The organism is Aggregatibacter sp. oral taxon 513, from assembly GCF_018128305.1.
Lineage (GTDB): Bacteria > Pseudomonadota > Gammaproteobacteria > Enterobacterales > Pasteurellaceae > Aggregatibacter > Aggregatibacter segnis_A.
The window spans coordinates 1,420,313-1,442,509 of sequence record NZ_CP072381.1; the positions used below are offsets into that span (position 1 = coordinate 1,420,313).

Here is a 22,197-nt window from a genome sequence, read left to right on the forward strand (position 1 = left end):
TCAAAATACACGGAAAATCCACCGTACTTTACTTCATCTCACGCAACCGTTTTAAGATCCCTTTCATTTTCTCATCCAACTGTGCCGTTAAACGTAAGGTTTCACCACTGTGCGGATGTTCAAAACGAATAGAATAAGCATGCAAGAATAAACGATTCAAACCCAATTCTGCCATTTGTTGATCGAATACTTTGTCGCCATATTTGCTATCTAAAGCAATAGGATGTCCGGCATATTGCGTATGCACGCGGATTTGATGGGTTCGCCCCGTGACTGGCGAAGCTTTCACCAACGTAGCATTTACGTAACGCTCTTCCACAGAAAAACGGGTTTCTGACGGTTTACCTTGTTCACTGACTTTCACAATGCGCTCGCCGCTCGACAACTCATTTTTCAACAGCGGTGCCTGCACCACTTTACAGTGTGATTGCCACTGCCCACGCACAAGCGCTAAATACTCTTTTTGAATCGTTTTTTCACGCAACTGTTCATGCAAATGACGCAATGCAGAGCGCTTTTTCGCTACCAATAAAATCCCCGAAGTATCGCGATCCAAACGATGAACCAATTCCAAGAAACGCGCCTCCGGACGAAGTGCGCGTAATGCCTCAATCACCCCAAAATCAAGTCCACTGCCCCCATGTACGGCAATGCCGGAAGGCTTATTAAGCACCAATAAGTAATTGTCTTCAAAAATAATGTGTTGTTCTAGTTGGGCAACTTTGGTGAGTTTATGAGAAACGGTTTCCTGTGCTTTTTCTGCCACACGCACCGGCGGAATTCGCACCACATCCTCGGCTTGTAATTTATACTCCGGCTTACTTCTGCCTTTATTCACCCGCACTTCGCCTTTGCGTACAATACGATAAATCAGACTTTTAGGTACGCCTTTTAAGCGCGCAAGGAGAAAATTATCTAATCTTTGACCAGCTTCATCATCGCTTATAGTGAGAAATTGCACGTTCGGGTTAACTATTTTTTCATTCATCTTGTATTTATTACGATCTTTTACATAAAAATTGACGCGCATCATAGCATATTGCGTTATGAGTTTGAATGTCGCAAAGAATCTTCTCATAAGGGCGAAACGCCTTGCTAAAAATCCCTATTCAAGCGATAATAACGCGCCTTTTTGAGTGATAAAAAAGGCTTTAAAATAAACAGGTTATCATTGATAGAATACAATGCAGCATTCGGCATAAGACGTTGTTATTGCAATGATTTTTAACCATCAATATGAGCGACAGCTTGCAAGCCATTTTTTAACCGGTTTTGTTTTTATTCACATATCAAGATGATATGAGTGTGAATAAGGTTGCCAATGCACCCAGCAGATGACAGTCGGGAAGACGGACATTCTGCGACAGACACGAGGTCGGCGACTAAGCAAAGTGCGGTCATTTTTGATGACGTATTTTTAGGGCATAAACCCCTTTCGATAAAAGAGAAAACGAATGAAAAGAATGTTAATTAACGCAACTCAAAAAGAAGAGTTGCGCGTTGCGTTAGTCGATGGACAACGCTTATTCGACCTGGACATTGAAAGTCCTGGTCACGAACAGAAAAAAGCCAATATTTACAAAGGAAAAATCACTCGCGTTGAGCCGAGTTTAGAAGCCGCTTTTGTGGATTATGGCGCAGAACGTCACGGTTTTTTACCGTTAAAAGAAATTGCACGTGAATATTTCCCGGCGGATTATGTCTATCAAGGTCGCCCAAATATTCGTGATATTATTTCTGAAGGACAAGAAGTTATTGTTCAAGTGAACAAAGAAGAGCGCGGCAATAAAGGTGCTGCGTTGACAACCTTTGTTTCCTTAGCGGGAAGTTATTTGGTGATCATGCCAAACAACCCGCGTGCGGGGGGCATTTCTCGTCGCATTGAGGGTGATGAGCGTTTGGAATTAAAAGATGCCTTGAGTTCTTTGGATGTGCCTGAAGGTGTCGGTTTAATCGTGCGTACCGCCGGTGTAGGTAAATCACCGGAAGAATTGCAATGGGACTTAAAAGTGCTATTGCACCATTGGGAGGCGATCAAACAAGCCTCAGAAAGCCGCCCTGCGCCGTTCTTAATTCACCAAGAAAGTGATGTTATCGTGCGTGCGATTCGCGACTATTTGCGTCGTGATATCGGCGAAATTCTGATTGATAGCCCGAAAGTCTATGAAAAAGCGAAAGCACACATCAAATTAGTGCGTCCGGATTTCATTAATCGAGTGAAATTGTATCAAGGCGAAGTTCCGCTGTTCAGTCATTATCAAATCGAATCCCAAATTGAATCCGCTTTCCAACGTGAAGTGCGTTTACCTTCCGGTGGCTCTATCGTCATTGACGCCACTGAAGCCTTAACAGCCATTGATATTAACTCCGCACGTTCTACCCGTGGTGGCGATATCGAAGAAACCGCATTAAACACTAACCTTGAAGCCGCAGATGAAATTGCGCGTCAACTTCGTTTACGCGACTTGGGTGGTTTGATCGTTATCGACTTCATCGACATGACACCGGTTCGCCATCAACGTGAAGTGGAAAACCGCATTCGCGATGCCGTACGTCAAGATCGCGCGCGTATTCAAATTAGTCGTATTTCCCGCTTCGGTTTGTTGGAAATGTCACGCCAACGTTTGAGTCCGTCATTAGGTGAATCCTCTCATCACGTCTGCCCGCGTTGCCAAGGGACCGGTAAAATCCGTGATAACGAATCACTTTCACTTTCTATCTTGCGTTTATTGGAAGAAGAAGCATTAAAAGAAAATACCAAACAGGTTCACACCATCGTTCCGGTACAAATCGCTTCTTACTTATTAAACGAAAAACGTAAAGCCATTCATAGCATCGAAAAACGCCATGATGTCGATATTATCGTGGTACCAAACGAAGCGATGGAAACCCCGAATTTCAGCGTGTTCCGTGTTCGTGATGGCGAAGAAGTGAATGAGTTAAGCTACAATTTAGCAAAATTACATCAAGATCAAGATGAAACCTTTGCCGCTGAGGAATCGTTGGTTTCTCGTAATATTGAAGCGACACCGGCAGAAACACCGGCGGTGGAAAGTGCGGCGGTTTCTTTGGCCATTACAATGCCTGCACCGGAGCCGGTTGAACGTAAAGTGCCGAAAGCACCTTCTTTGTTAAGCCGTTTATTTGCCGTGTTAAAAGGTTTATTTGCTTCTGAGCCAAAACAAGAAGAAAAAAATAAAAAAGCACGTTCGAATAACAGAAACAGTAACAACCGTAATCGTCGCAATCAAGATCGTCGTAACAACCGTCGTGTTCGCAACGAAAACGTGGAAAACGTTGTTGAAGAACAAAGTGCGGATAAATCTGAGGTTAGAAATCGTCATCAAGATCGCAACGCTAAACGTAATCGTAAACCTGAGGTGATTGAAGAAATCATTAAACCTGAATCTTCTACCCCGGTTACCGAAGAAAAGGCTGAACCTGCACAACGTCGTCAACGTCGTGACTTACGCAAAAAAGTCCGCGTTTATGATGAGGTAAATGACATTCAAGCTGACCAAGCAGAAAATGTTTCATTTGTTGAAAACGCGAATGTTGCTCATGCCCCAGAGGAATCCATTGTTTCTGCAGAAGCAGCAGAAATCTCAAATGAACCTGAACGCAATCGTGATAATTCTCGTCAACGTCGTTTACCGCGTCATTTACGTGTGAATAACCAACGCCGTCGTCGTAACCAACAGGAAAAATCACCAATGCCGTTATTTGCTGCGGTAGCCTCTCCTGAGCTAGCCAGCGGTAAAGTTTGGATCGATATGTCGCAAGTAAATCAACCGAAAGAAACACCGTTCTTATCGGTTGATGAATTGCTTGAGCAACAAAATCAATCAACTGCAGAAACCGAGAAAAGCATTACGGTTCCGGCATTAGATATGATTGTTGAGAAAGCCAAAAATGAAGTTCAACCGTTAACTGAATTTATTACCCAACCGGCAAATGAGTCTGTTGAGAAAAAAATTCAGGCGTCTTTAGAACGTTTAAACAATAACGTGACATCAGAACCAACTGCGGCAATCGCAGAACAGCTTGAACCGAAAGCCGAGCATGATGTGAAATTTATGGCCGAAATTGACCGCACTTATGTGTTCAATGGCCGTATTGGGACATTCTCTGCAGTAACTCATACCAAAGCTGACGCGACGTTAGCTAAAGCCTCGGATGAGCCAATCAAGACATATCCGGTTCAAGAATGGCAGGAATCCCGCTATTATTTCTACGGGAAAGGCGCTGCTGGGCATCATACGGCAATCAGCCATGTCTACGCAGAACCAACAAAAACAGAGTCTGAAAACTAGTCGTTTGAAAATAAAGCAGTTAAATAGAATCTTTTATTTAACTGCTTGACTTGATATAGCAAAGTCCGTATTATTCACCTCGCTCAAAACACGGAGGAATGGTCGAGTGGTTGAAGGCACCGGTCTTGAAAACCGGCGAGGGTTTACGCCCTCCTAGGGTTCGAATCCCTATTCCTCCGCCATATTCAGAAAAGGCGCTAAGTGAAAACTTAGCGCCTTTTTACATGTCTTTTACTTAGCATTTATCTCGCGTTAGATTTACTTCTTAAATTGGCAAAACTCAACCTTCGCTTTGCCAATAATAAGAACTCATCGAGATGAATTTATCACCCTTCTTTCTTAATTAATTCTTTGACCAAATCCGTCACAAACTCTAACCGCACTTTGTAGTCCGTTAAATCTTTGGTAAAGCGGAATTTATGTGGGCCGTCAAAACGATAAACCGCCGGATTGCGTTGGATTAGCTGTAAAAAGATCATCGGGTCTAAATCAGCGTTCGGCGCAAATTCGATGAATCCACCCTGCGCGTTGGCATCCAAGCGAATGACATTGAGCGGTTTTAAATCCAGCCGTAATTGCGCAATTTGCAACAGATTCCGCGTGGCTTGTGGCAAGGTTCCGAAACGATCGATAAGCTCCACTTTTAATTCATCCAACGCCTCGGTATTTTCCGCACCGGCAATACGTTTATAGAAAGACAAACGCATATTCACATCGCCCAAATAATCTTCCGGCAATAGCGACGGCATCCGTAAATCAATCTCAGTTTGTTGTTGCGTCAGTTCGTCCAATGACGGCTCGCGACCTTCTTTTAAGGCTTTCACCGCACGCTCTAACAATTCCATGTAAAGAGAAAAACCGATGCTTTCAATTTGGCCGCTCTGCTCGTTGCCTAGCAATTCCCCTGCGCCGCGAATTTCCAAATCGTGGGTGGCTAAAATAAAGCCGGCACCGAGGTTATCTAGGCTTTCCAGGGCTTCCAAGCGTTTTTGCGCATCCTTCGTCATCAGTTTCGGTGGTGGTGTGAGCAAATACGCATAGGCTTGATGGTGAGAACGCCCAATCCGTCCGCGCAACTGGTGCAACTGTGCCAAACCAAAATTATCGGCACGCTCGATAATAATGGTATTGGCCGTCGGCACATCGATACCGGTTTCAATAATCGTAGAACACACCAGCACGTTATAACGTTGATGATAAAAATCCGACATCACGCGTTCCAATTCACGTTCGCGCATTTGCCCGTGTCCCACAATCACGCGTGCTTCCGGCACAAGTGCGGTCAGTTTTTCTGCCGTATTTTCGATGCTCGCCACATCGTTATGCAAATAATACACCTGCCCGCCACGCAAAATTTCACGCAAAATGGCTTCACGAATCACTAACTCATCCGTTTGACGCACAAACGTTTTAATGGTTAAACGGCGTGCCGGTGGTGTAGAAATAATGGAAAGATCGCGAATACCATTCATCGCCATGTTTAAGGTACGTGGAATTGGCGTTGCCGTCAGAGTAAGAATATCTATGTTCGCGCGCAGCTGTTTCATTTTTTCTTTTTGGCGCACGCCAAAACGGTGTTCTTCGTCAATAATCAACAAACCCAGATCATGGAATTGCACGTCACCTTGAATAATTTTATGGGTGCCAATCAGAATATCAACTTTACCTTCGGCTAAATCCTGAATCACCTGTTTCTGCTCTTTTGCCGTTTTAAAGCGAGATAACATTTCCACGTTTACCGGCAAGTTAGCAAAGCGGTCTTTGAAATTATCGAAATGTTGTTGCGCCAATAATGTAGTCGGCACCAACACAGCAACCTGTTTGTGGTTCATCACCGCTAAAAAGGCGGCACGCATCGCCACTTCCGTTTTACCAAAACCCACATCGCCACACACAAGGCGATCCATGGCTTTCGGTTGAGTCATGTCTGAAATCACGGCATTAATTGCCATAAGTTGGTCATGGGTTTCTTCAAACGGGAACGTAGCAGTGAATTGTTGGAATTCCTCACGATCATATCGGAACGCAAAGCCTTTTTGCGCTTCACGTTGCGCATACACATCCAATAACTCCGCTGCTACATCACGAATTTTCTCCGCCGCTTTACTGCGCGCTTTGCCCCAGGCTTCGGAGCCTAACTTGTGCAACGGCGCAGTCTCATCGGCACCGCCTACATAACGGCTGATTAAATGTAACGATGCTACGGGCACATACAATTTCGAGTCGTTGGCATAATTGAGCAACAAATATTCCGCTTCAATGCCGCCGTTTTCTAAACTGACTAAGCCGCCATAGCGCCCCACACCATGATCCAAATGCACAACCGGCTGACCGATTTGCAATTCGGCAAGATTGCGAATCAAGGTATCAGGATTCACCGTGCGGGATTTATCCCGCTGCCGTTGCTGCACACGTTCGCCAAGCAATTCCGATTCACAAATAATGGCAAGGGGCACATCCTGCTCAATAATAAAACCATGCTCCAACGGGCTAACCATTAAAGCCAATTTTTCTTCCATTGCTTGCGCCAAGGTATGAATTTGTTTTGGTTTCAGTTTTAGCGGTGCAAGCAGGCTTAACAAGGTTTCACGACGACCTTCCGTTTCCACGATAAGTAAAATATTACCTTTAAAATGCTCAATAAATTGGCGTAACTGATGTAACGGTTCTTTTTGTTGCGATTGAATGGTCAGTGGCGGTAAGGGCGTAATGGCCAAATTTTTCTGCCGTGCGGACGACCGCACTTTTTCCGTTTTTAATGCAATGGCAGGGTAATTTTTTAACTGACGATTCACTTCGTCAATGCGCAACCAAAGTTTATCGGGTGACAATAACGGACGCATCGGGTCCACACGGCGGCTCTCAAAACGTTGTTCTGCATCGGCGTAAAAACGCTCACCCTGCATTTGATTTTGCTCGCCGGTAATAAACAGCGTATTCGCCGGGAAATACTCAAATAAGGTCGCCATTTCTTCAAAGAACAAGGGCTGCCAATATTCAATCCCTGCCGCCAACGTGCCTTTGCTGATTTGTTGATAAATATGTTCCGGATCCCGTCGAATTTCACCAAACGCCGCGCGGAATTGACTACGGAAAAATTCAATGCCTTGGTTATCCGTTGGAAATTCGTGCGCCGGCAATAAATTGATTTGATCGATTTCCTGCAACGTGCGTTGTGTATCCACATCAAAAGTGCGAATGGAATCAATTTCATCATCAAAGAAATCTAAACGAAAAGGCACCGCACTTCCCATTGGGAAAAGATCCAACAAGGCGCCGCGCACAGCATATTCGCCATGCTCCAACACTTGCTCCACCGCACGATAACCCGATTTTTCCAATTGCAAACGAAGCGTTTCAATAACAAAACGGTCGCCTTTGTTAATCAGTAACACCCGATGTTGTAAATAAGAGGGCGGGCAAACGCGTTGCATTAAGGTGGCAATCGGCAAAATGAAAATGCCTTGCTTGCATTGCTGTAAGTGAAATAAGGCACTCAAGCGGGCAGAAATAATATCTTGATGAGGCGAAAAACTGTCGTAAGGCAAGGTTTCCCAATCGGGGAAAAAGGTGACATTAAGTAGGCTCAGTTGCGCTAATTCTTTTTCTAAACGCACCGCACTTCGGGTATCGTTCGTCACCACGACGGTTAGCCCGTTAAACTGCGCCGCAATTTCACTCACGGCAAGGCTATCCGCGCCGGGCAGAATATTGGCTAAAATTTTATGATCTTGTGCTTGGGTTGGAATTTCGATGTGAAAAAATGGAGTTTGCATAAAACGACAATATATTAAAAAAAATTGTCGCTAGTTTAGCTCAAACAGGGGGGATTTCCAATAAAAGTCTGTATAAAAAAACAGTGTCATGCTTAGGGGAATGCCTCCCCCAGGCATGCAAATCTTAGTGAGCGCTTTCCTCTTTCTGTTCTTTTTTGTCTTTCGGTTCGGCGTCTTCGTCAAACTTCACCACCGGCACGCAGCCACGGCAAGTGCCTTGCTCAATACCCGCTTCTTTACAGAAATCAGAATAGGCTTCCCACGCGCGTTTCACCCAACTTTTTTTGCCTTCTTCGCTCATTTTTGTCTCCTTGGTTTTGCGTTTTTCTTTTAAATTGTTAAGAGGTTGTTATCATAAAAGGACGGGATTTTTTTGCAACCATTTCTTCACTTCAAAACGACAATTTTCTAGCCATGTTTTCTTATTCGGTCTTTTTTTCGGCTGTTTGCAATAATCTGCCAACAAAGGAAAAGGTGCTTCACCTGCCGATGTGATTAAACGCCGAATCGACGGCAAGACAGAAGATAACGGCAGGAAAAAATCGGCAAAATCTTTTAACGATTGCCAATCCGAGCGCTCCAGCGTCCAATCTATTTCTGTCCGAGCAAACTGTGTCGCGAGCGGATGTAAAGAAAGGGGCAAATTGCGTTGAAATTGTTTTTCTGCCCGTTGCACGAATACTCGCCCTTCCTCACTCAAGGGACACAACGCCACCACCGAATAACAGCCGCTGCTAGCTTCTTTGCTTTCGCTAAAATGCACCAAAACAAAACCGCACTTTTGCCAGAATGCCAGAAGTTCCGGCGTATAACCGAAACTGACGGAAAGAAAATCCACCGCGCCCTGTTGTTTCATCTGTTGTTGTTTCATCTTGGCAATTAAACGTTGTCCAAGCCCCTGTTGTTGCCAGTTGGGTTGCACGGCGATACGGGAAATCCGCAAAGAACGCAATGCACACGCCTCTTCCACCCCAGCTTGGAAACACAGCATTTGCGCCACCAAATTGCCACGTGGGCGACGTTCGCCACGTCGAATTTGGTGAATTAACATGTTGTCCTCTATCCCGCCTTCCGGCACCGCCCATACGCAACCAAGCAAGGCATCCTGTGCTTGAGCAAGGTAAAATTGCTGCTGTGGTGCATCCAATAAACGGCGTAAATCCAAAGGCGAGGTTCGATAATGCGCCAAGGTCAGCAAGCCGTAAACAGATTCAATTTGATCATGAGGAATCCGTTCACAATAAGAAATTTGGATCTGCTCCGCAAGCACCCTATCACAAGGCGGCTGTGGCAGACGATCTTCGCAATCGCACAGCAACAGGTCGTCAATAAACGCTTCCAGTTTGTCATCCGTCTGCCAACGTAATGGCGTAAACAGTTCAAAATGACGCAAAGTGCGGTCGGTTTTTGCCATGAATTTTAATAAGAAGCCTCTGCCCGTGCCTTCGTAGCTGTGAATGGTAGTCGTCAACACCACCCGTTTAAAAGCATTGGTTAAACGAAATAAGATGTCTAACGGAATTATCGCCACTTCGTCCACAAACAACCAATGGTTGGCAAATTGCTGTGGCGCGTCGCTGAGGTTTTGACTGAGTTCATCAGGCGACATAAAGGTGATTTCCGCCCTGGCAAATGCATTGAAAATATTGACCGCACTTTTATTCGGCGCAGTGAGAATCACTGGTTGGTTTTGTGCCACTTGCTGTTTGGCAAAGAGGCCCGCCAACGCCGATTTTCCACGCCCACGTTTTGCCGTGATGATCAAAATCGCGTCCTCGGCTTCCGCCATTTGTTGCAATAAACGGGCTTGTTCTAAGGTTGGCTGACAATGTGTTGAACGATCTTTTTGAGACATCTGTGGAGCAAGATTTAACGGCGTATTTTGATAAATAGGAAAACCGTATTTTGCGATTTTTTCCTGTAAAAAGGCGATAAAGTGCGGTGTGTTTATGGCGTATTTTTCACCCGACCAACGCAGACTGTCGCAGTCCGGTTGGTTGGCTAAATCTGCCCAATGATTCAACAACAATAATAGCTGACCGCCGTCCTGCAATGTCCCTGCCGCAATAGCAAGGGCATCCAAGTGAATGCCTTGTCGTGCGTCATAAATGATGGCAAGAAATTCACTGCCGAGCAGATTTTTCGTTTTGCTAAAAGGAAAATAGGATTGGGTGGCAAAGTGCGGCGAAACATCGCCAATCCAGACCGCACTTTTAAGTGAAAGGTTGTGATTTAATTGGTGGGCAAGGAAGTCATCCTCGCCCACTAAAATGAGGAGTTCTCGGCTCATTTCTCGCTCAAATACGGATCCGCAAAGCCCAGCCCCGTCATGATTTGAGCTTCCAGGCTTTCCATTTCTTCCGCTTCATTATCTTCAATATGATCATAACCAAGTAAATGCAAGCTGCCATGTACTACCATGTGCGCCCAATGCGCCATGAGAGGTTTGTCTTGTTCCTGCGCTTCACGCTCTACCACTTGGCGGCAAATCACCAAATCGCCGAGTAACGGCAGTTCCACTTCATCAGGGCATTCAAAAGGGAAAGACAACACATTGGTCGGACGATCTTTGCCACGATAATTCAAATTTAATTCATGGCTTTCCGCTTCATCTACAATGCGCACGGTCATTTCCACTTCGTCACTTTGCGGTTGTACCGCGGCTGTCGCCCATTGTTCGATTTGTTCTGCTGTTGGCAAACCGGTTTCTTGTTCACAAGCGATTTGTAAATCAATGATCATCTTACCCATGTTGCTCTCCTAAATTCATTGTCATTTCTGACCGCACTTTTTCTTCTCTCTCAGTTTATTCTTCGCGCTCGGCTTTTTCTTGGCGCTCCGTTTTTTCTTCACGTTCTGCTTTACGTTGCTCCGCCAATTCGCGACGACGAATTTCTTCCTGCGCATCCCAAGCGTCATACGCCTGCACCACTTTCGCCACCACCGGATGGCGCACAATGTCTTTGCTGTCGAAGTAATTAAAACTTAATTCTTCCACGCCGGACAACACTTCAATGGCATGACGCAAACCGGATTTTTGCGAACGGGGCAGGTCAATTTGCGTAATGTCGCCGGTAATCACCGCTTTCGAATTAAAGCCGATGCGGGTCAAAAACATTTTCATTTGTTCCACGGTGGTGTTTTGACTTTCGTCCAAAATAATGAAGCTGTCGTTTAAAGTGCGCCCGCGCATATATGCCAACGGCGCAATTTCAATCACATTGCGTTCCATGAGTTTTTGCACACGCTCAAAACCTAACATTTCAAACAGTGCATCATAGAGCGGGCGCAAATACGGCTCGATCTTTTGCCCTAAATCACCCGGCAGGAAACCCAGTTTTTCACCGGCTTCCACCGCAGGGCGGGTCAATAATATGCGACGAATTTCCTGCCGTTCTAAGGCTTCTACCGCGGCGGCAACCCCTAAAAAGGTTTTTCCCGTCCCGGCAGGCCCGATACCGAAACTGATGTCATAACGCAAAATATTGTGCAAATACTGAATTTGATTTGGCCCGCGCGGCTTAATTAAGCCCCGTTTGGTTTTAATCGTTGTACTGTATACCTTGCTTTCATAGCGGGTTGGTTCGGTATCTTGTTCTAAAATACGGCTTTCCACCAACGCGATGTGCACATCTTCCAAATCTAACTCTTTTATCTGCCCACGCACCGGCGCGGTTTGCGCATATAAATCGCGAATTAAATCCACCGCACTTTGCACAAGGTGCTGAACATGTGCAGATGGATTTTCCCCTTGCGGTTGCAATGTAAAAGTAAAACCTCGGCGGGCAATGGAAAGATTGAAATATTTTTCGATTAAAGAAAGGTGTTCGTCCCCTGCACCACACAACGAACGTAAACGCTCGTTATCTTGCGGTTCCAACGTGAAGGTTTGAGTAACTTGTTCGGTCAAAATTCAGCCTCAATAAATGCACAAAAAGTGAGGAACAATATAGCATAAATTGCATTGAAACGTGTGTCTTTTGCCATGATCGCAAGTATCGAATGTGGCAAAAAAACAGTTGTAAAACCGACCTCACTTAAGGTAAACAAAAAGGCGAACCTTTAAGTTCGCCTTTTGCGCTATGGGAACATTATTTCAGTTCCGGAAAGAGCATGTTCAGCACGTTTTGCGTTACTCGACGGGATTTCCCTGCATACGGGAAAATGTGCATCATCATCATTGGATTGAAGTTCGCTTCAATCACGCCCCAAGATTGCAGGCTAGGCTCGGCGGGTTTGGTTAAATCGGGAATGATTAAATCCACACCACATACGGCGGCGCCCATAGCTTTGGTGATACCGACCGCCAAGGCTTTGTAGCTTGGGTGCATTTGGTCGGTCATATCAATGGAATCACCACCGGTGCTGATGTTGGAATTGGCACGCAGCTGCACCAACTGATCTTTCGCCGGTACGCTATCAACGGTTAAACCCTGCTCTTTTAACTGTAACTGTTCGATATCACCTAACGCAATTTTCTTCAATGGTGTACGACTGCCATCACCGCGCAACGGATGATCATTTTTCTGTGCCACTAATTCCGCCACCGTATGCACGCCATCGCCAATCACATTTGCCGGCACGCGCAACAACACGGCAAGGGTTTCATCACCTAGCACAAAGAAACGGTATTCCGTGCCGGTGAGGTAATCTTCTACCATCACTTCTTTGTCTTCACGGAAAGCAATTTCAATGGCTTTGGCAAAATCCTCAGGATCATGCACGCCCTGCTGGAAAATACTGATGCCTAAACCGTAATTAGTGGATTTCGGTTTAATCACCACAGCACGCCCTGCGAATAAAGCATAATTGGCCACGGCTTGTTCCACACTGGTAAATTCCACGCTTTGCGGCACGTTAAAGCCGGCTTTCGCCAACACTTTTTTGGTCACCACTTTATTTTCCATGATGAGTGGCGAAATGTAGCTGTCATGGGAGGTCATGTTGCCGTTTTTGACATATTCCAAATGATCACCGAATTGCAGACTTAAGAACTGGTCGCGCTCGTCTAAAATCTCCATTTTTAAGCCTTTTTGAATGGCATCAAACATCAGCGCTTGGGTGGAAAGCTCCATGTTGTCGAAAGCTGACAACGCATAAAAACGTTCAAAGGCTTGTTTTTTGTAACGAATCGCCAGTTCCGCGCCCAGTTTTTGATAACCCCCATGGGCTTCGATAGCATTGACTAAGCGCGCACCAAGCGTTTGGCTTGGATCAGCAAACTGCGCCAGTTTCTCTTTGACGATCTCGGCCATCTCTGCGTCGGCGTGAATTTCCGACAACATCGCCAATAATTGCTGTAAAACACGTTCGCCTTCTGCTTGGAAAGCCGTTGCCGAGAGCGGATTTTCCCATGCCACTTGGGCTAATTTTTCTTTGCCTAATTCCACTGCACTTGCTAAGGATTCTTCATCTAGCCACGCCATTAGCAAAATAAAATAATGCACGAATTTGGCATCATTCAGGGCGATACCATAAGCCTCAAACGGGTTTAGGTCGAACAGACGGAATTCCAAATATTGAATGCCGTTTTGTAGCAATTCACGCGCCTGTTTCGCGCCACGCAAACGCACGTTAGAATAAAATTCTTTTTCGGCAATAAGCTGTCCGCTGTTGACCGCCTGCTCCAAGGTTGTCACATAATCGTTCAGGCTGTCATAGGACACTTTCACACTTGGGTCATTCACATAACCATATTGACCAGAACGTAAACTACGTACATACTGCCCCGCTTTTAATGGCGTGCCGTGGCGAAAATAATTGGCGTCAACCGTTGGCGTGGCCGCTAATAAATAGACGAGAATCCATTGATAACGCAAAAAATTACGGGCAATTTTCAAATATAAATCGTTCTGAAAATCCACCGCACTTTGGTAGTCATTTTGTCGCGCAAACAGCTGTTGAATGAACGCTGGCTCAAGCTGGAAGTTGTAGTGAATACCACTCACCATTTGCTTGCTTTTACCGTAAGATTTCACTAAATGCTCGCGGTACGCCACATCCACCGGATTGTCCAGTTGTGCCACTTTAATTTGATCCTCCGGTGGCAAGCCGGCCGGCATACTCAACGGAAAGACATATTCGTCTTCCGGCAAAGAGCGTAACACCACTTCGTGAATGGCGGATAACCAACGTAATGTATCTTCAATTTTTTTATTGGGCGGGGTGATTAACTCAAGCTGACTTTCCGCAAAATCCGTTTGGATATAAGGATGATAAGAACGATTACCGAAGCATTTTGGATGCTCCGTCACCACAACCGCCCCGTCCGCATGCACGCGTTGGCTTTCTTTTTCAAGACCAAATGACCCTTGCTGGAACAACAGCTCCAAGTGATTTTCTTTTATAACCTGCTGAATATTCATAAAATTTCCTTTATTTGCGTAAGGCTCAATTCGCTCAAGCCTTACTGCCTCAATACCTTTTCAAAAATTGCCACATTATTAAAATTAATCCCCTTAAATGCAAATAAAAAAATCGCATCCCCCATAAGGAATGGTTATAACTTAATGTATTGAAACGAAAATACTTCATTTTAGGAAATAAAGGGTCTAAAATTTCCGCCCTTAGAAAAGCACATGAAAAACACCTGAGGCACATAAAATGAGTCAATTCAAAAAAAACAATCTCATCAATAATGATATCACTTTTGCGTTGTCATTATTGATTTTTTCCTTTCTTTCCCACATTGCTTTGGGCATTTTGGATAATTATCGGACTAATCTGGTGAGCATTTTTGCATTAGGTTTGCTGCTTTTCACCTTACGGAAACACAGCAAGATCTTATTTTTAATTGGCTTTCTTTTTATTTTCGCCCTCTCTCTCGGCTATCTTCCTTCCGGCTTATTATATGGTCCGGTGTCGATTGGGGTAATTGCCTCGGTTTATGAAACCAATTTCAGTGAAACTATCGGTTTTTTTAAAGCGATTCCGCTCTCTATTTATATTTTTACCTTTTTCTATCTTCTTTTATTTATCGTTATCTTATTGATTCAACGACATAAAACCTCAAATAAATCTCAGAAGAAAATCTATGCTACCGTTTACCTTGCTCTTCTCGCCTTTTCACTTTATAAGCCCATTGCAAAAGAAGTAAAAAATACGGATCCCGAGAAAGAATTCAAGCTCTCCGAATTTTTTAAAGCCTCAAAATTTTATCCGGTGAGTTTTCTTTCCAACGCCATCAAAGTGAATAACACCTATTTAACGCAACGGGCATTATTAAATGATGCCTTGACCAAAACACCGGAGTGGCAAATCCTTTCCGTGGAGCCAAAATATCAAAACTATGTCTTAGTGATCGGCGAAAGTATGCGACGGGATTACACCTCTTTATACGGCTACCCACAAAAAACCACGCCGTTTTTAGAACAAGTGAACGGCTTAATTTTCAATTTATATGTGGCTGCTGGCCCAAATACGCAACCGTCTTTACAGCGCACGCTGTATCGTTCCATTAATAACAATGAAGAAACGGTTTACACCGATAACATTATTTCACTCGCCAAACTTGCCCATTACAAAACTTATTGGCTGTCTAACCAAGGCAAAGTGGGCGAATGGGACACCATGGCATCACGTATCGGCATTCAAGCAGATGAATCGTTCTTTACCAAAAAAGGCGGGTATGATTCGGACAATATCTCGGACACGGCATTATTGGAGCCATTAAAACAACTTTTGGCGAAAGATAAAGATCAAACCAAATTAATCGTTTTACATTTAATTGGTTCGCACGCGACCTTTTGCGCCCATTTAAATGGCGAAGAACCGAAATTCCATTTAATTAGCCGAGAAATGTCTTGTTATTTAGATACGTTAAAACAAACGGACAGTTTATTGTCTGAAGTGAATCAAATTCTAAAAGACCAAGGACAAAGCTATTCCGTCATTTATTTCTCAGATCATGGCTTGGCGCATTTAGGCGCAGGAAAAAATCTGTCTATGCTAAATAACAAAGAATACAAACAAAGTTACGAAGTGCCGTTTATTCGTTTTTCCAGTGACGATACCAAAAGAACCCTCGTTAAAAACCCGCAAAGCGCTTTTAATTTTATTCACGGCTTTGCCCAATGGTTAGGCATTAAAGAAAGTCATTTAAGCCAAGAAGATTTTTTCAACCCGAAACCGCAGCCGATCAAAGTCTTTAACTGGCGAGCCTTGGTAGACTATCAGTCGTTAAAAGAGGATCCGGCAAAACAAGAACCGTAATAACAGGCTCCAACACCTAAAAGTGCGGTCATTTTTTCAAACGAATGACCGCATTTTTATTTTTGCCGGAATAGTCATTCAGCAAACCCAATTTTTCAGGTAAAATAGCCGCCGTTTTTTATGAAAGAATTTTGTTCTTGCGGTGCTGTTGGCTCGTCCAATATCAAAAAACTCCGTTTTTTCTGACCGCACTTTTCACCCTATCCTGACTAAATCGAGGAACATATGAGTGTAATTCCTATGGTCGTTGACCAAACTTCCCGCGGCGAACGCGCCTATGACATTTATTCTCGCTTACTAAAAGATCGTGTGATTTTCCTAAGCGGTGAAGTGGAAGACAACATGGCCAATCTGATTGTGGCACAATTGCTTTTCCTAGAATCAGAAGACCCCGATAAAGACATCAATTTATATATCAACTCACCGGGCGGTTCTGTGACTGCCGGTATGGCAATTTACGACACTATGCAATTCATTAAGCCCGATGTGCGCACTTTGTGCGTTGGACAAGCTTGCTCTATGGGCGCCTTTTTATTGGCCGGCGGCGCACCGGGCAAACGTGGCGCATTACCTCACGCTCGTGTGATGATTCACCAACCGTTAGGCGGTTTCCGTGGACAAGCATCGGATATTCAAATTCATGCCCAAGAGATTTTAAAAATCAAAGGTACGTTAAACGAACGCTTGGCATTCCACACCGGACAACCCATTGAAACCATCGAAAAAGACACTGACCGCGACAACTTTATGTCTGCCGAAGAAGCCAAAAACTACGGCTTAATCGATGAAGTGTTTACCAAACGTTAAGAGATAAACATGGCAAAAGATAAAGAATTACATTGTTCTTTCTGTGGCAAAGAACAAGACGAAGTCAATAAACTTATCGCCGGCACCTCCGGTTACATTTGTAATGAATGTATCGAATTGTGTCACGATATGTTGCTCAATGAAGAGCATGGCGAAGAAGCCGAAAGCGAAGACGCAGAAGTGACAAAAGAACAGGAATTACCCACACCGCACAAAATCCGTGCCCACTTAGACGATTATGTCATCGGCCAAGATTACGCGAAAAAAGTGTTGGCAGTGGCGGTGTATAACCACTACAAACGCCTACGCACCAAACATCAAACCAACGATGTGGAATTGGGTAAAAGTAATATTTTGCTGATCGGCCCGACCGGTAGCGGTAAAACCCTCTTAGCGGAAACCATGGCGCGTATGTTAAACGTGCCTTTCGCTATGGCGGATGCCACCACCTTGACGGAAGCCGGTTACGTGGGCGAAGACGTGGAAAACGTGTTACAAAAATTACTACAAAACTGTGATTACGACATCGAACGTGCGGAACAAGGCATTATTTATATCGACGAAATCGACAAAATTACCCGCAAATCGGAGAATCCATCCATTACCCGTGATGTTTCCGGTGAAGGCGTACAACAAGCCTTGTTAAAACTCATTGAAGGCACGGTTGCGTCTATTCCTCCTCAAGGCGGACGCAAACACCCGCAACAGGAAATGTTGCGAATCGATACGTCAAAAATTCTGTTTATTTGCGGCGGTGCTTTTGCCGGTTTGGATAAAGTCATTGAAAAACGCACCAGCGTGGCCACTGCGATTGGTTTCGGCGCCGAAATTAAGAGCGAAAAAGACAAAGCCACATTGACGGATTTATTCAAACAGGTAGAGCCGGACGATTTAATGAAATACGGCTTAATCCCGGAATTTATCGGACGTTTACCGGTGGTTGCGCCGTTAAGCGAATTAGATGAAGAAGCCCTCGTGCGTATTCTGACCGAACCGAAAAATGCCTTGTGTAAACAATATCAAGCGTTATTTGGTTTGGAAAATGTGAAACTGGAATTCACTAAAGAAGCCTTAATCGCCATGGCAAAAAAAGCCCTTGTCCGTAAAACCGGTGCCCGTGGCTTACGCTCGATCATCGAAGGCATCTTGCTTGACACCATGTACGACTTGCCTTCTTTAGAAGGATTGGAAAAAGTAGTGGTGAATGAAAAGGTCATCAACGACAACCAATCTCCGGAATTGATTTATTCGAACTAATAAAAAAGTGCGGTTAATTTTAACCGCACTTTTCTTTTCCACGACTATTCAATTTTCACTTTCTTTAAACGTAGCGCATTGCTTAACACGGAAATCGAACTCATCGCCATCGCCGCGCCTGCTACAACCGGACTGAGCAACCCCAATGCGGCTAGCGGAATGCCCAAGACGTTATAAATAAAGGCAAAAAATAAATTTTGTTTAATGTTTTTCAAGGTAGCGCGGGAAATCAATAAAGCATCCACCAACTGGTTGACTGAATGCTGCATCAGGGTTGCAGACGCACTATGTTGCGCCACATCCGCACCATCGTGCATAGCGAAGCTCACATTTGCCGCAGTCAGTGCCGGTGCATCATTTACGCCATCCCCAACCATGGCGACCACGTTGCCATTTTCTTGGAGAAGTTTGATCGCACTTGCTTTATCCCGTGGCGACATATTGCCCTGCGCATGTTGAATCCCAAGCTGATCGGCAATGTATTGCACCACATTTGGATTATCGCCGCTCATGATATACACGTCGATATTGTCTGCTTTTAAGCGTTCAATCGCCTTTTGACTATCCGCTTTTAAGGTATCCGCTAGAGCAAAGGCAGCAATGGGCTGATCGTTTACGGCAACCGCCACAATGCTGGCGATTTGCCATACGGGATCAAGATCGGTCGGTAACATCAAACCGCAATAGGCAGGTTTCCCCACTTTCACCGTGCCGAGATGTTCAATCTCGCCTTGAATGCCTTGCCCCACCTCTGCCTGAATATGTTGCACCTCAGGCAACACTACGCCTCTCACCTCTGCCGCTTGCACAAGGGCTTTTGCCAGCGGATGTGTTGCGCTTTGTTCAATGGCGGCGGTTAAGGCATAAATTTCATCTTCAGAATAGACCGCACTTTGCGCCTGCCAAAAAGCGACTACTTGCGGTTTGCCTTCTGTGAGCGTGCCGGTTTTGTCTAATACCACCGCGTTCACATGGGCGGCTTCTTCCATAGCGGCGGCATCTTTAAACCAAATGCCCTGTTTCACGGCCTTACCCATGCCCACCATGATCGCCGCAGGCGTCGCTAAGCCCAACGCACAAGGGCAGGCAATCACCAACACCGCAACGCCATGAATCAATGCCGTCACTACATCTTGTTGAAGCCACCAAGTGAGTAAAAACGTCAGTAAAGCAATGCTGATCACCGTTGGCACAAACACCGCCGCCACTTTGTCGGCAAAACGGGCAATGGGCGCTTTGCTGCCTTGCGCTTCAGAAAGGGCATTCATCATATCGCCGAGCAAGGTCTGGCTGCCAAGCTGTTGCGTGCGATAAACCAAACTGCCATCCGTTACCATCGCCCCTGCCAACACATGGCTTCCCGATTTTTTCATTTCCGGCACAGATTCGCCGGTTAAATGGCTTTCATCACACCAACCCGAACCCTCTTCCACTACGCCATCCGCTGCAATGCGCTCACCTTGGTTAGCACGTAACAGTTCGCCCACTTGGATCTGATTTAACGGCACAGTCTGCCATTCGCCGTTACGTTGCACGCGCACCTGTTTCGGTGTCAGTTGTAACAACAAACCAAGGCTATTTAGGCTGTGCTTTTTGGTGCGATCTTCTAAAAATTTTCCCAAACTCACAAAACCCAATACCATGACGGACGCTTCAAAATAAATATTCGCCGAACCGTGATCATGAGACATGTATGGCATATAAAACAGCATAAAGACGGAATAAAAATAAATAGTTAAGGTGCCAAGACTGACCAACACATCCATATTTGCCAAGCCACCTTTAATACTGCCCCAAGCACTTTTATAAAAGGGAATCGCCAAACCGAATTGCACAATCGTGGCTAACACCATTTGCCACATCGGCGGTAACATCCAATCATGTCGCCCCAGCATCATGCCGAGCATACCGATTAAAAACGGCACGTTAATCAGCCATAACAACATCAACCGCCACGAAATGTTTCGTTCTTGCGGCAACGCTGCCTGTTCTTGCTTTAATTGTGCCGTGAAACCGGTCTTCTGAATAATTTGGATCAGTTGTTCAACGGAAGTTTGCTTTTCATCAAAAGTAATCTGCGTTTCTTCACTGGCAAAATTCACGCCCGCCTGCTGCACGAAATCCTTTTTATTCAACACCTTTTCAATCCGACTGGCACACGACTGGCACGTCATGCCACCAATTTGAAGGGAGACTTTTTGCATAACATCCTCTTTTTATTTCCTTTCACAGAAAAGTGCGGTGAGTTTTCAACTCGTTTTTACGCTGTCAAATAAGACAGTGTTTTAATGCCGCGTTAACAAGCAGAAAAATTACACCACTTCGGCATCAAACCCGGCATCTTCCAGCGCTTCCACCAACGTGGCAGGTTGCACTTTATTTTCATCAAAACTCACGACCGCTTGCGCTTTTTCCAAACTTACCTCTGCGTGCGCGACACCATCTAATTCACTCAATACGCGAGTCACGTTTTTCACACAACAACCACAGGTCATGCCATCAATTTTTAGGGTTACGTTTTGCATTATTTGCTCCTTTGTTAAGTTAAACCTTGCCGACCTTGGTCGGCGAGATTAATATAAACCTTAACGTTAGGTTAAGGTCAAACACTTTTTATGAACATCAGTCAAGCAGCCAAACTCACCGGCTTATCTGCCAAACAAATCCGTGATTACGAAAAACGGGGCTTACTCAAAGCCGGCACACGTACACTTTCAGGTTACCGCTATTATGAAGAAAACGATCTCGCCCGTTTGCGTTTTATCCGCCACTCGCGAGGCGTGGGTTTCTCCCTGCAACAAATCGCCCAATTACTTCAATTGCAAGACAACCCGCATCGCAACTGCCGTGAAGTGAAACAACTTACGGCACAGCATATCGAAACCCTCAACGCGCAAATTCAGGCATTACAAAACATGGTGGCTGAACTCCAACGTTGGCACGACAACTGCCAAGGCAACGACTACCCGGAATGTTCGATTTTGGCGGGGTTGAGTGAATAAGAAAGCGTGAAAAGTGCGGTGAGAATTTAAAATATTTTCTCATCAGAAATACACTTCAAAAAGTCCGCAGATTAATCTTTCTGATGATTTACTAAGGTTTCAATTTGCACGATTTCCACCACATCCACACTCTCCGCTTTAATCCGCCATTTCACATTCAAGTCATACAACGAAATGCCGTAAAGGCGATCAGTGGCTTTGCCTTGTTGATAGGCAGGGCGGGGATCTTGTTGGATCACTTCGGTAATAAAACGTTGTAAGTGCGGTCGATTTTTGCTGTGTTTTTTGACCGCACTTTCCGCTTCTGCAGTAAATTCCACGTGCAGCAACGGTTTCGGTTCGCTTTGGGCAAAACCTGAAATTGCGTTAGGTTCACTGTCAGCATAAGCCAGATAAGGTTTGATGTCGAAAATAGGCGTGCCGTCCACTAAATCCACGGCACCGAGATGTAACAACACCTTGCCGTTTTTACATTCCACGTGGCGCAATTCCACTTTGGATAAACCAAGAGGATTTGGGCGATGTGTCGAGCGCGAGGCAAACACCCCAACCCGTTGATTGCCGCCTAAGCGTGGCGGGCGCACGGTAGGATGCCATTTGCCTTGCGGAATGTGATCAAATTGAAAAATCAGCCAAAGGTGGCTGAATTGCGCTAAACCACGGACGGCTTCGGCTTGGTTATAGGGCGGCAACAATTCAACAATGCCGGTGCCATCCTGCACCAAATTGGGCTGGCGCGGTACAGAAAACTTTTCTTTGTAAGGCGTGTGAATCACAGCCACGGGCTGCAATGTGAGAGAATCGGACATATTTTCCTTAAAACAGTTAAAA

General features: G+C 45.1%; 16 protein-coding genes and 1 tRNA gene. 7 read left to right on the top strand and 10 right to left on the bottom strand.

The genetic code is table 11. The features are described from left to right. Positions 1–28: 28 nt before the first annotated feature. Positions 29–988, bottom strand: coding sequence for a 23S rRNA pseudouridine(955/2504/2580) synthase RluC (gene rluC / locus J5A60_RS06810; RefSeq protein WP_032998194.1), 960 nt, complete (start codon positions 986–988; stop codon positions 29–31). A 333-nt stretch (positions 989–1,321) separates the two neighbouring features. Between rluC and J5A60_RS06815 the strand changes: the two genes are divergently transcribed. The 3 genes from J5A60_RS06815 (at position 1,322) to J5A60_RS06825 (ending at position 4,495) form a co-directional block, all read left to right on the top strand. Continuing rightward, the gene (locus J5A60_RS06815; protein WP_006719091.1) at positions 1,322–1,474 is read left to right on the top strand and encodes a hypothetical protein; all 153 of its coding nucleotides are present in this window, start codon (positions 1,322–1,324) and stop codon (positions 1,472–1,474) included. After that, positions 1,455–4,313, top strand: coding sequence for a ribonuclease E (gene rne, locus J5A60_RS06820; RefSeq protein WP_212509879.1), 2,859 nt, complete (start codon positions 1,455–1,457; stop codon positions 4,311–4,313). The genes J5A60_RS06815 and rne overlap by 20 nt, the downstream gene beginning before the upstream one ends. A gap of 92 nt (positions 4,314–4,405) precedes the next feature. Further along, positions 4,406–4,495: transfer RNA gene (locus J5A60_RS06825), tRNA-Ser, on the top strand. 144 nt (positions 4,496–4,639) lie between these two features. Here the strand turns inward: J5A60_RS06825 and mfd are convergent. The 6 genes from mfd to gshAB form a co-directional block, all read right to left on the bottom strand. Continuing rightward, the gene (gene mfd / locus J5A60_RS06830) at positions 4,640–8,089 is read right to left on the bottom strand and encodes a transcription-repair coupling factor (protein WP_212509880.1); all 3,450 of its coding nucleotides are present in this window, start codon (positions 8,087–8,089) and stop codon (positions 4,640–4,642) included. Between the two features lie 124 nt (positions 8,090–8,213). Further along, complete coding sequence (locus J5A60_RS06835) at positions 8,214–8,390, bottom strand: DUF5363 domain-containing protein (protein WP_005701444.1); 177 nt, start codon at positions 8,388–8,390, stop codon at positions 8,214–8,216. 51 nt (positions 8,391–8,441) lie between these two features. Beyond that, positions 8,442–10,379 (bottom strand): tRNA(Met) cytidine acetyltransferase TmcA, encoded by a 1,938-nt coding sequence (locus J5A60_RS06840; RefSeq protein WP_212509881.1) that lies wholly within the window; start codon positions 10,377–10,379, stop codon positions 8,442–8,444. Continuing rightward, positions 10,376–10,840 (bottom strand): rRNA maturation RNase YbeY, encoded by a 465-nt coding sequence (gene ybeY, locus J5A60_RS06845; protein WP_212509882.1) that lies wholly within the window; start codon positions 10,838–10,840, stop codon positions 10,376–10,378. Before ybeY ends, J5A60_RS06840 begins: the two co-directional genes overlap by 4 nt. Positions 10,841–10,895: 55 nt before the next feature. Further along, a complete protein-coding gene (locus J5A60_RS06850) occupies positions 10,896–11,999 on the bottom strand; it encodes a PhoH family protein (protein WP_212509883.1) in 1,104 nt (367 codons plus the stop codon). Between the two features lie 181 nt (positions 12,000–12,180). Beyond that, positions 12,181–14,454 (bottom strand): bifunctional glutamate--cysteine ligase GshA/glutathione synthetase GshB, encoded by a 2,274-nt coding sequence (gene gshAB, locus J5A60_RS06855; RefSeq protein WP_212509884.1) that lies wholly within the window; start codon positions 14,452–14,454, stop codon positions 12,181–12,183. Positions 14,455–14,692: 238 nt separating this feature from the next. Between gshAB and J5A60_RS06860 the strand changes: the two genes are divergently transcribed. The 3 genes from J5A60_RS06860 to clpX all read left to right on the top strand — a co-directional run bounded on the left by J5A60_RS06860 (position 14,693) and on the right by clpX (position 18,364). Then, entirely contained in the window at positions 14,693–16,300 is a 1,608-nt protein-coding gene (locus J5A60_RS06860; protein WP_212509885.1) for a phosphoethanolamine transferase, read from the top strand. A gap of 225 nt (positions 16,301–16,525) precedes the next feature. Then, positions 16,526–17,107 carry an ATP-dependent Clp endopeptidase proteolytic subunit ClpP gene (gene clpP / locus J5A60_RS06865; RefSeq protein WP_006719109.1) on the top strand — a complete coding sequence of 194 codons (582 nt, stop codon included), beginning with the start codon at positions 16,526–16,528 and terminating at the stop codon, positions 17,105–17,107. A 9-nt stretch (positions 17,108–17,116) separates the two neighbouring features. After that, positions 17,117–18,364 (top strand): ATP-dependent protease ATP-binding subunit ClpX, encoded by a 1,248-nt coding sequence (gene clpX / locus J5A60_RS06870; RefSeq protein ID WP_212509886.1) that lies wholly within the window; start codon positions 17,117–17,119, stop codon positions 18,362–18,364. A gap of 44 nt (positions 18,365–18,408) precedes the next feature. Here the strand turns inward: clpX and J5A60_RS06875 are convergent, their stop codons facing one another. Together J5A60_RS06875 and J5A60_RS06880 are read right to left on the bottom strand one after the other, a co-directional pair. Next, positions 18,409–20,568 (bottom strand): cation-translocating P-type ATPase, encoded by a 2,160-nt coding sequence (locus tag J5A60_RS06875; RefSeq protein ID WP_212509887.1) that lies wholly within the window; start codon positions 20,566–20,568, stop codon positions 18,409–18,411. Between the two features lie 108 nt (positions 20,569–20,676). Continuing rightward, on the bottom strand, positions 20,677–20,889 hold the full coding sequence (locus J5A60_RS06880; RefSeq protein ID WP_005701472.1) for a heavy-metal-associated domain-containing protein: 213 nt from the start codon (positions 20,887–20,889) through the stop codon (positions 20,677–20,679). 90 nt (positions 20,890–20,979) lie between these two features. Here J5A60_RS06880 and J5A60_RS06885 point away from each other — a divergent pair, with 90 nt between their 5' ends. Further along, complete coding sequence (locus J5A60_RS06885) at positions 20,980–21,366, top strand: MerR family DNA-binding protein (RefSeq protein ID WP_005701473.1); 387 nt, start codon at positions 20,980–20,982, stop codon at positions 21,364–21,366. Positions 21,367–21,437: 71 nt separating this feature from the next. Here J5A60_RS06885 and tsaA read toward each other — a convergent pair whose 3' ends face one another. Further along, on the bottom strand, positions 21,438–22,175 hold the full coding sequence (tsaA, locus tag J5A60_RS06890; protein WP_212509888.1) for a tRNA (N6-threonylcarbamoyladenosine(37)-N6)-methyltransferase TrmO: 738 nt from the start codon (positions 22,173–22,175) through the stop codon (positions 21,438–21,440). Positions 22,176–22,197 lie beyond the last annotated feature (22 nt).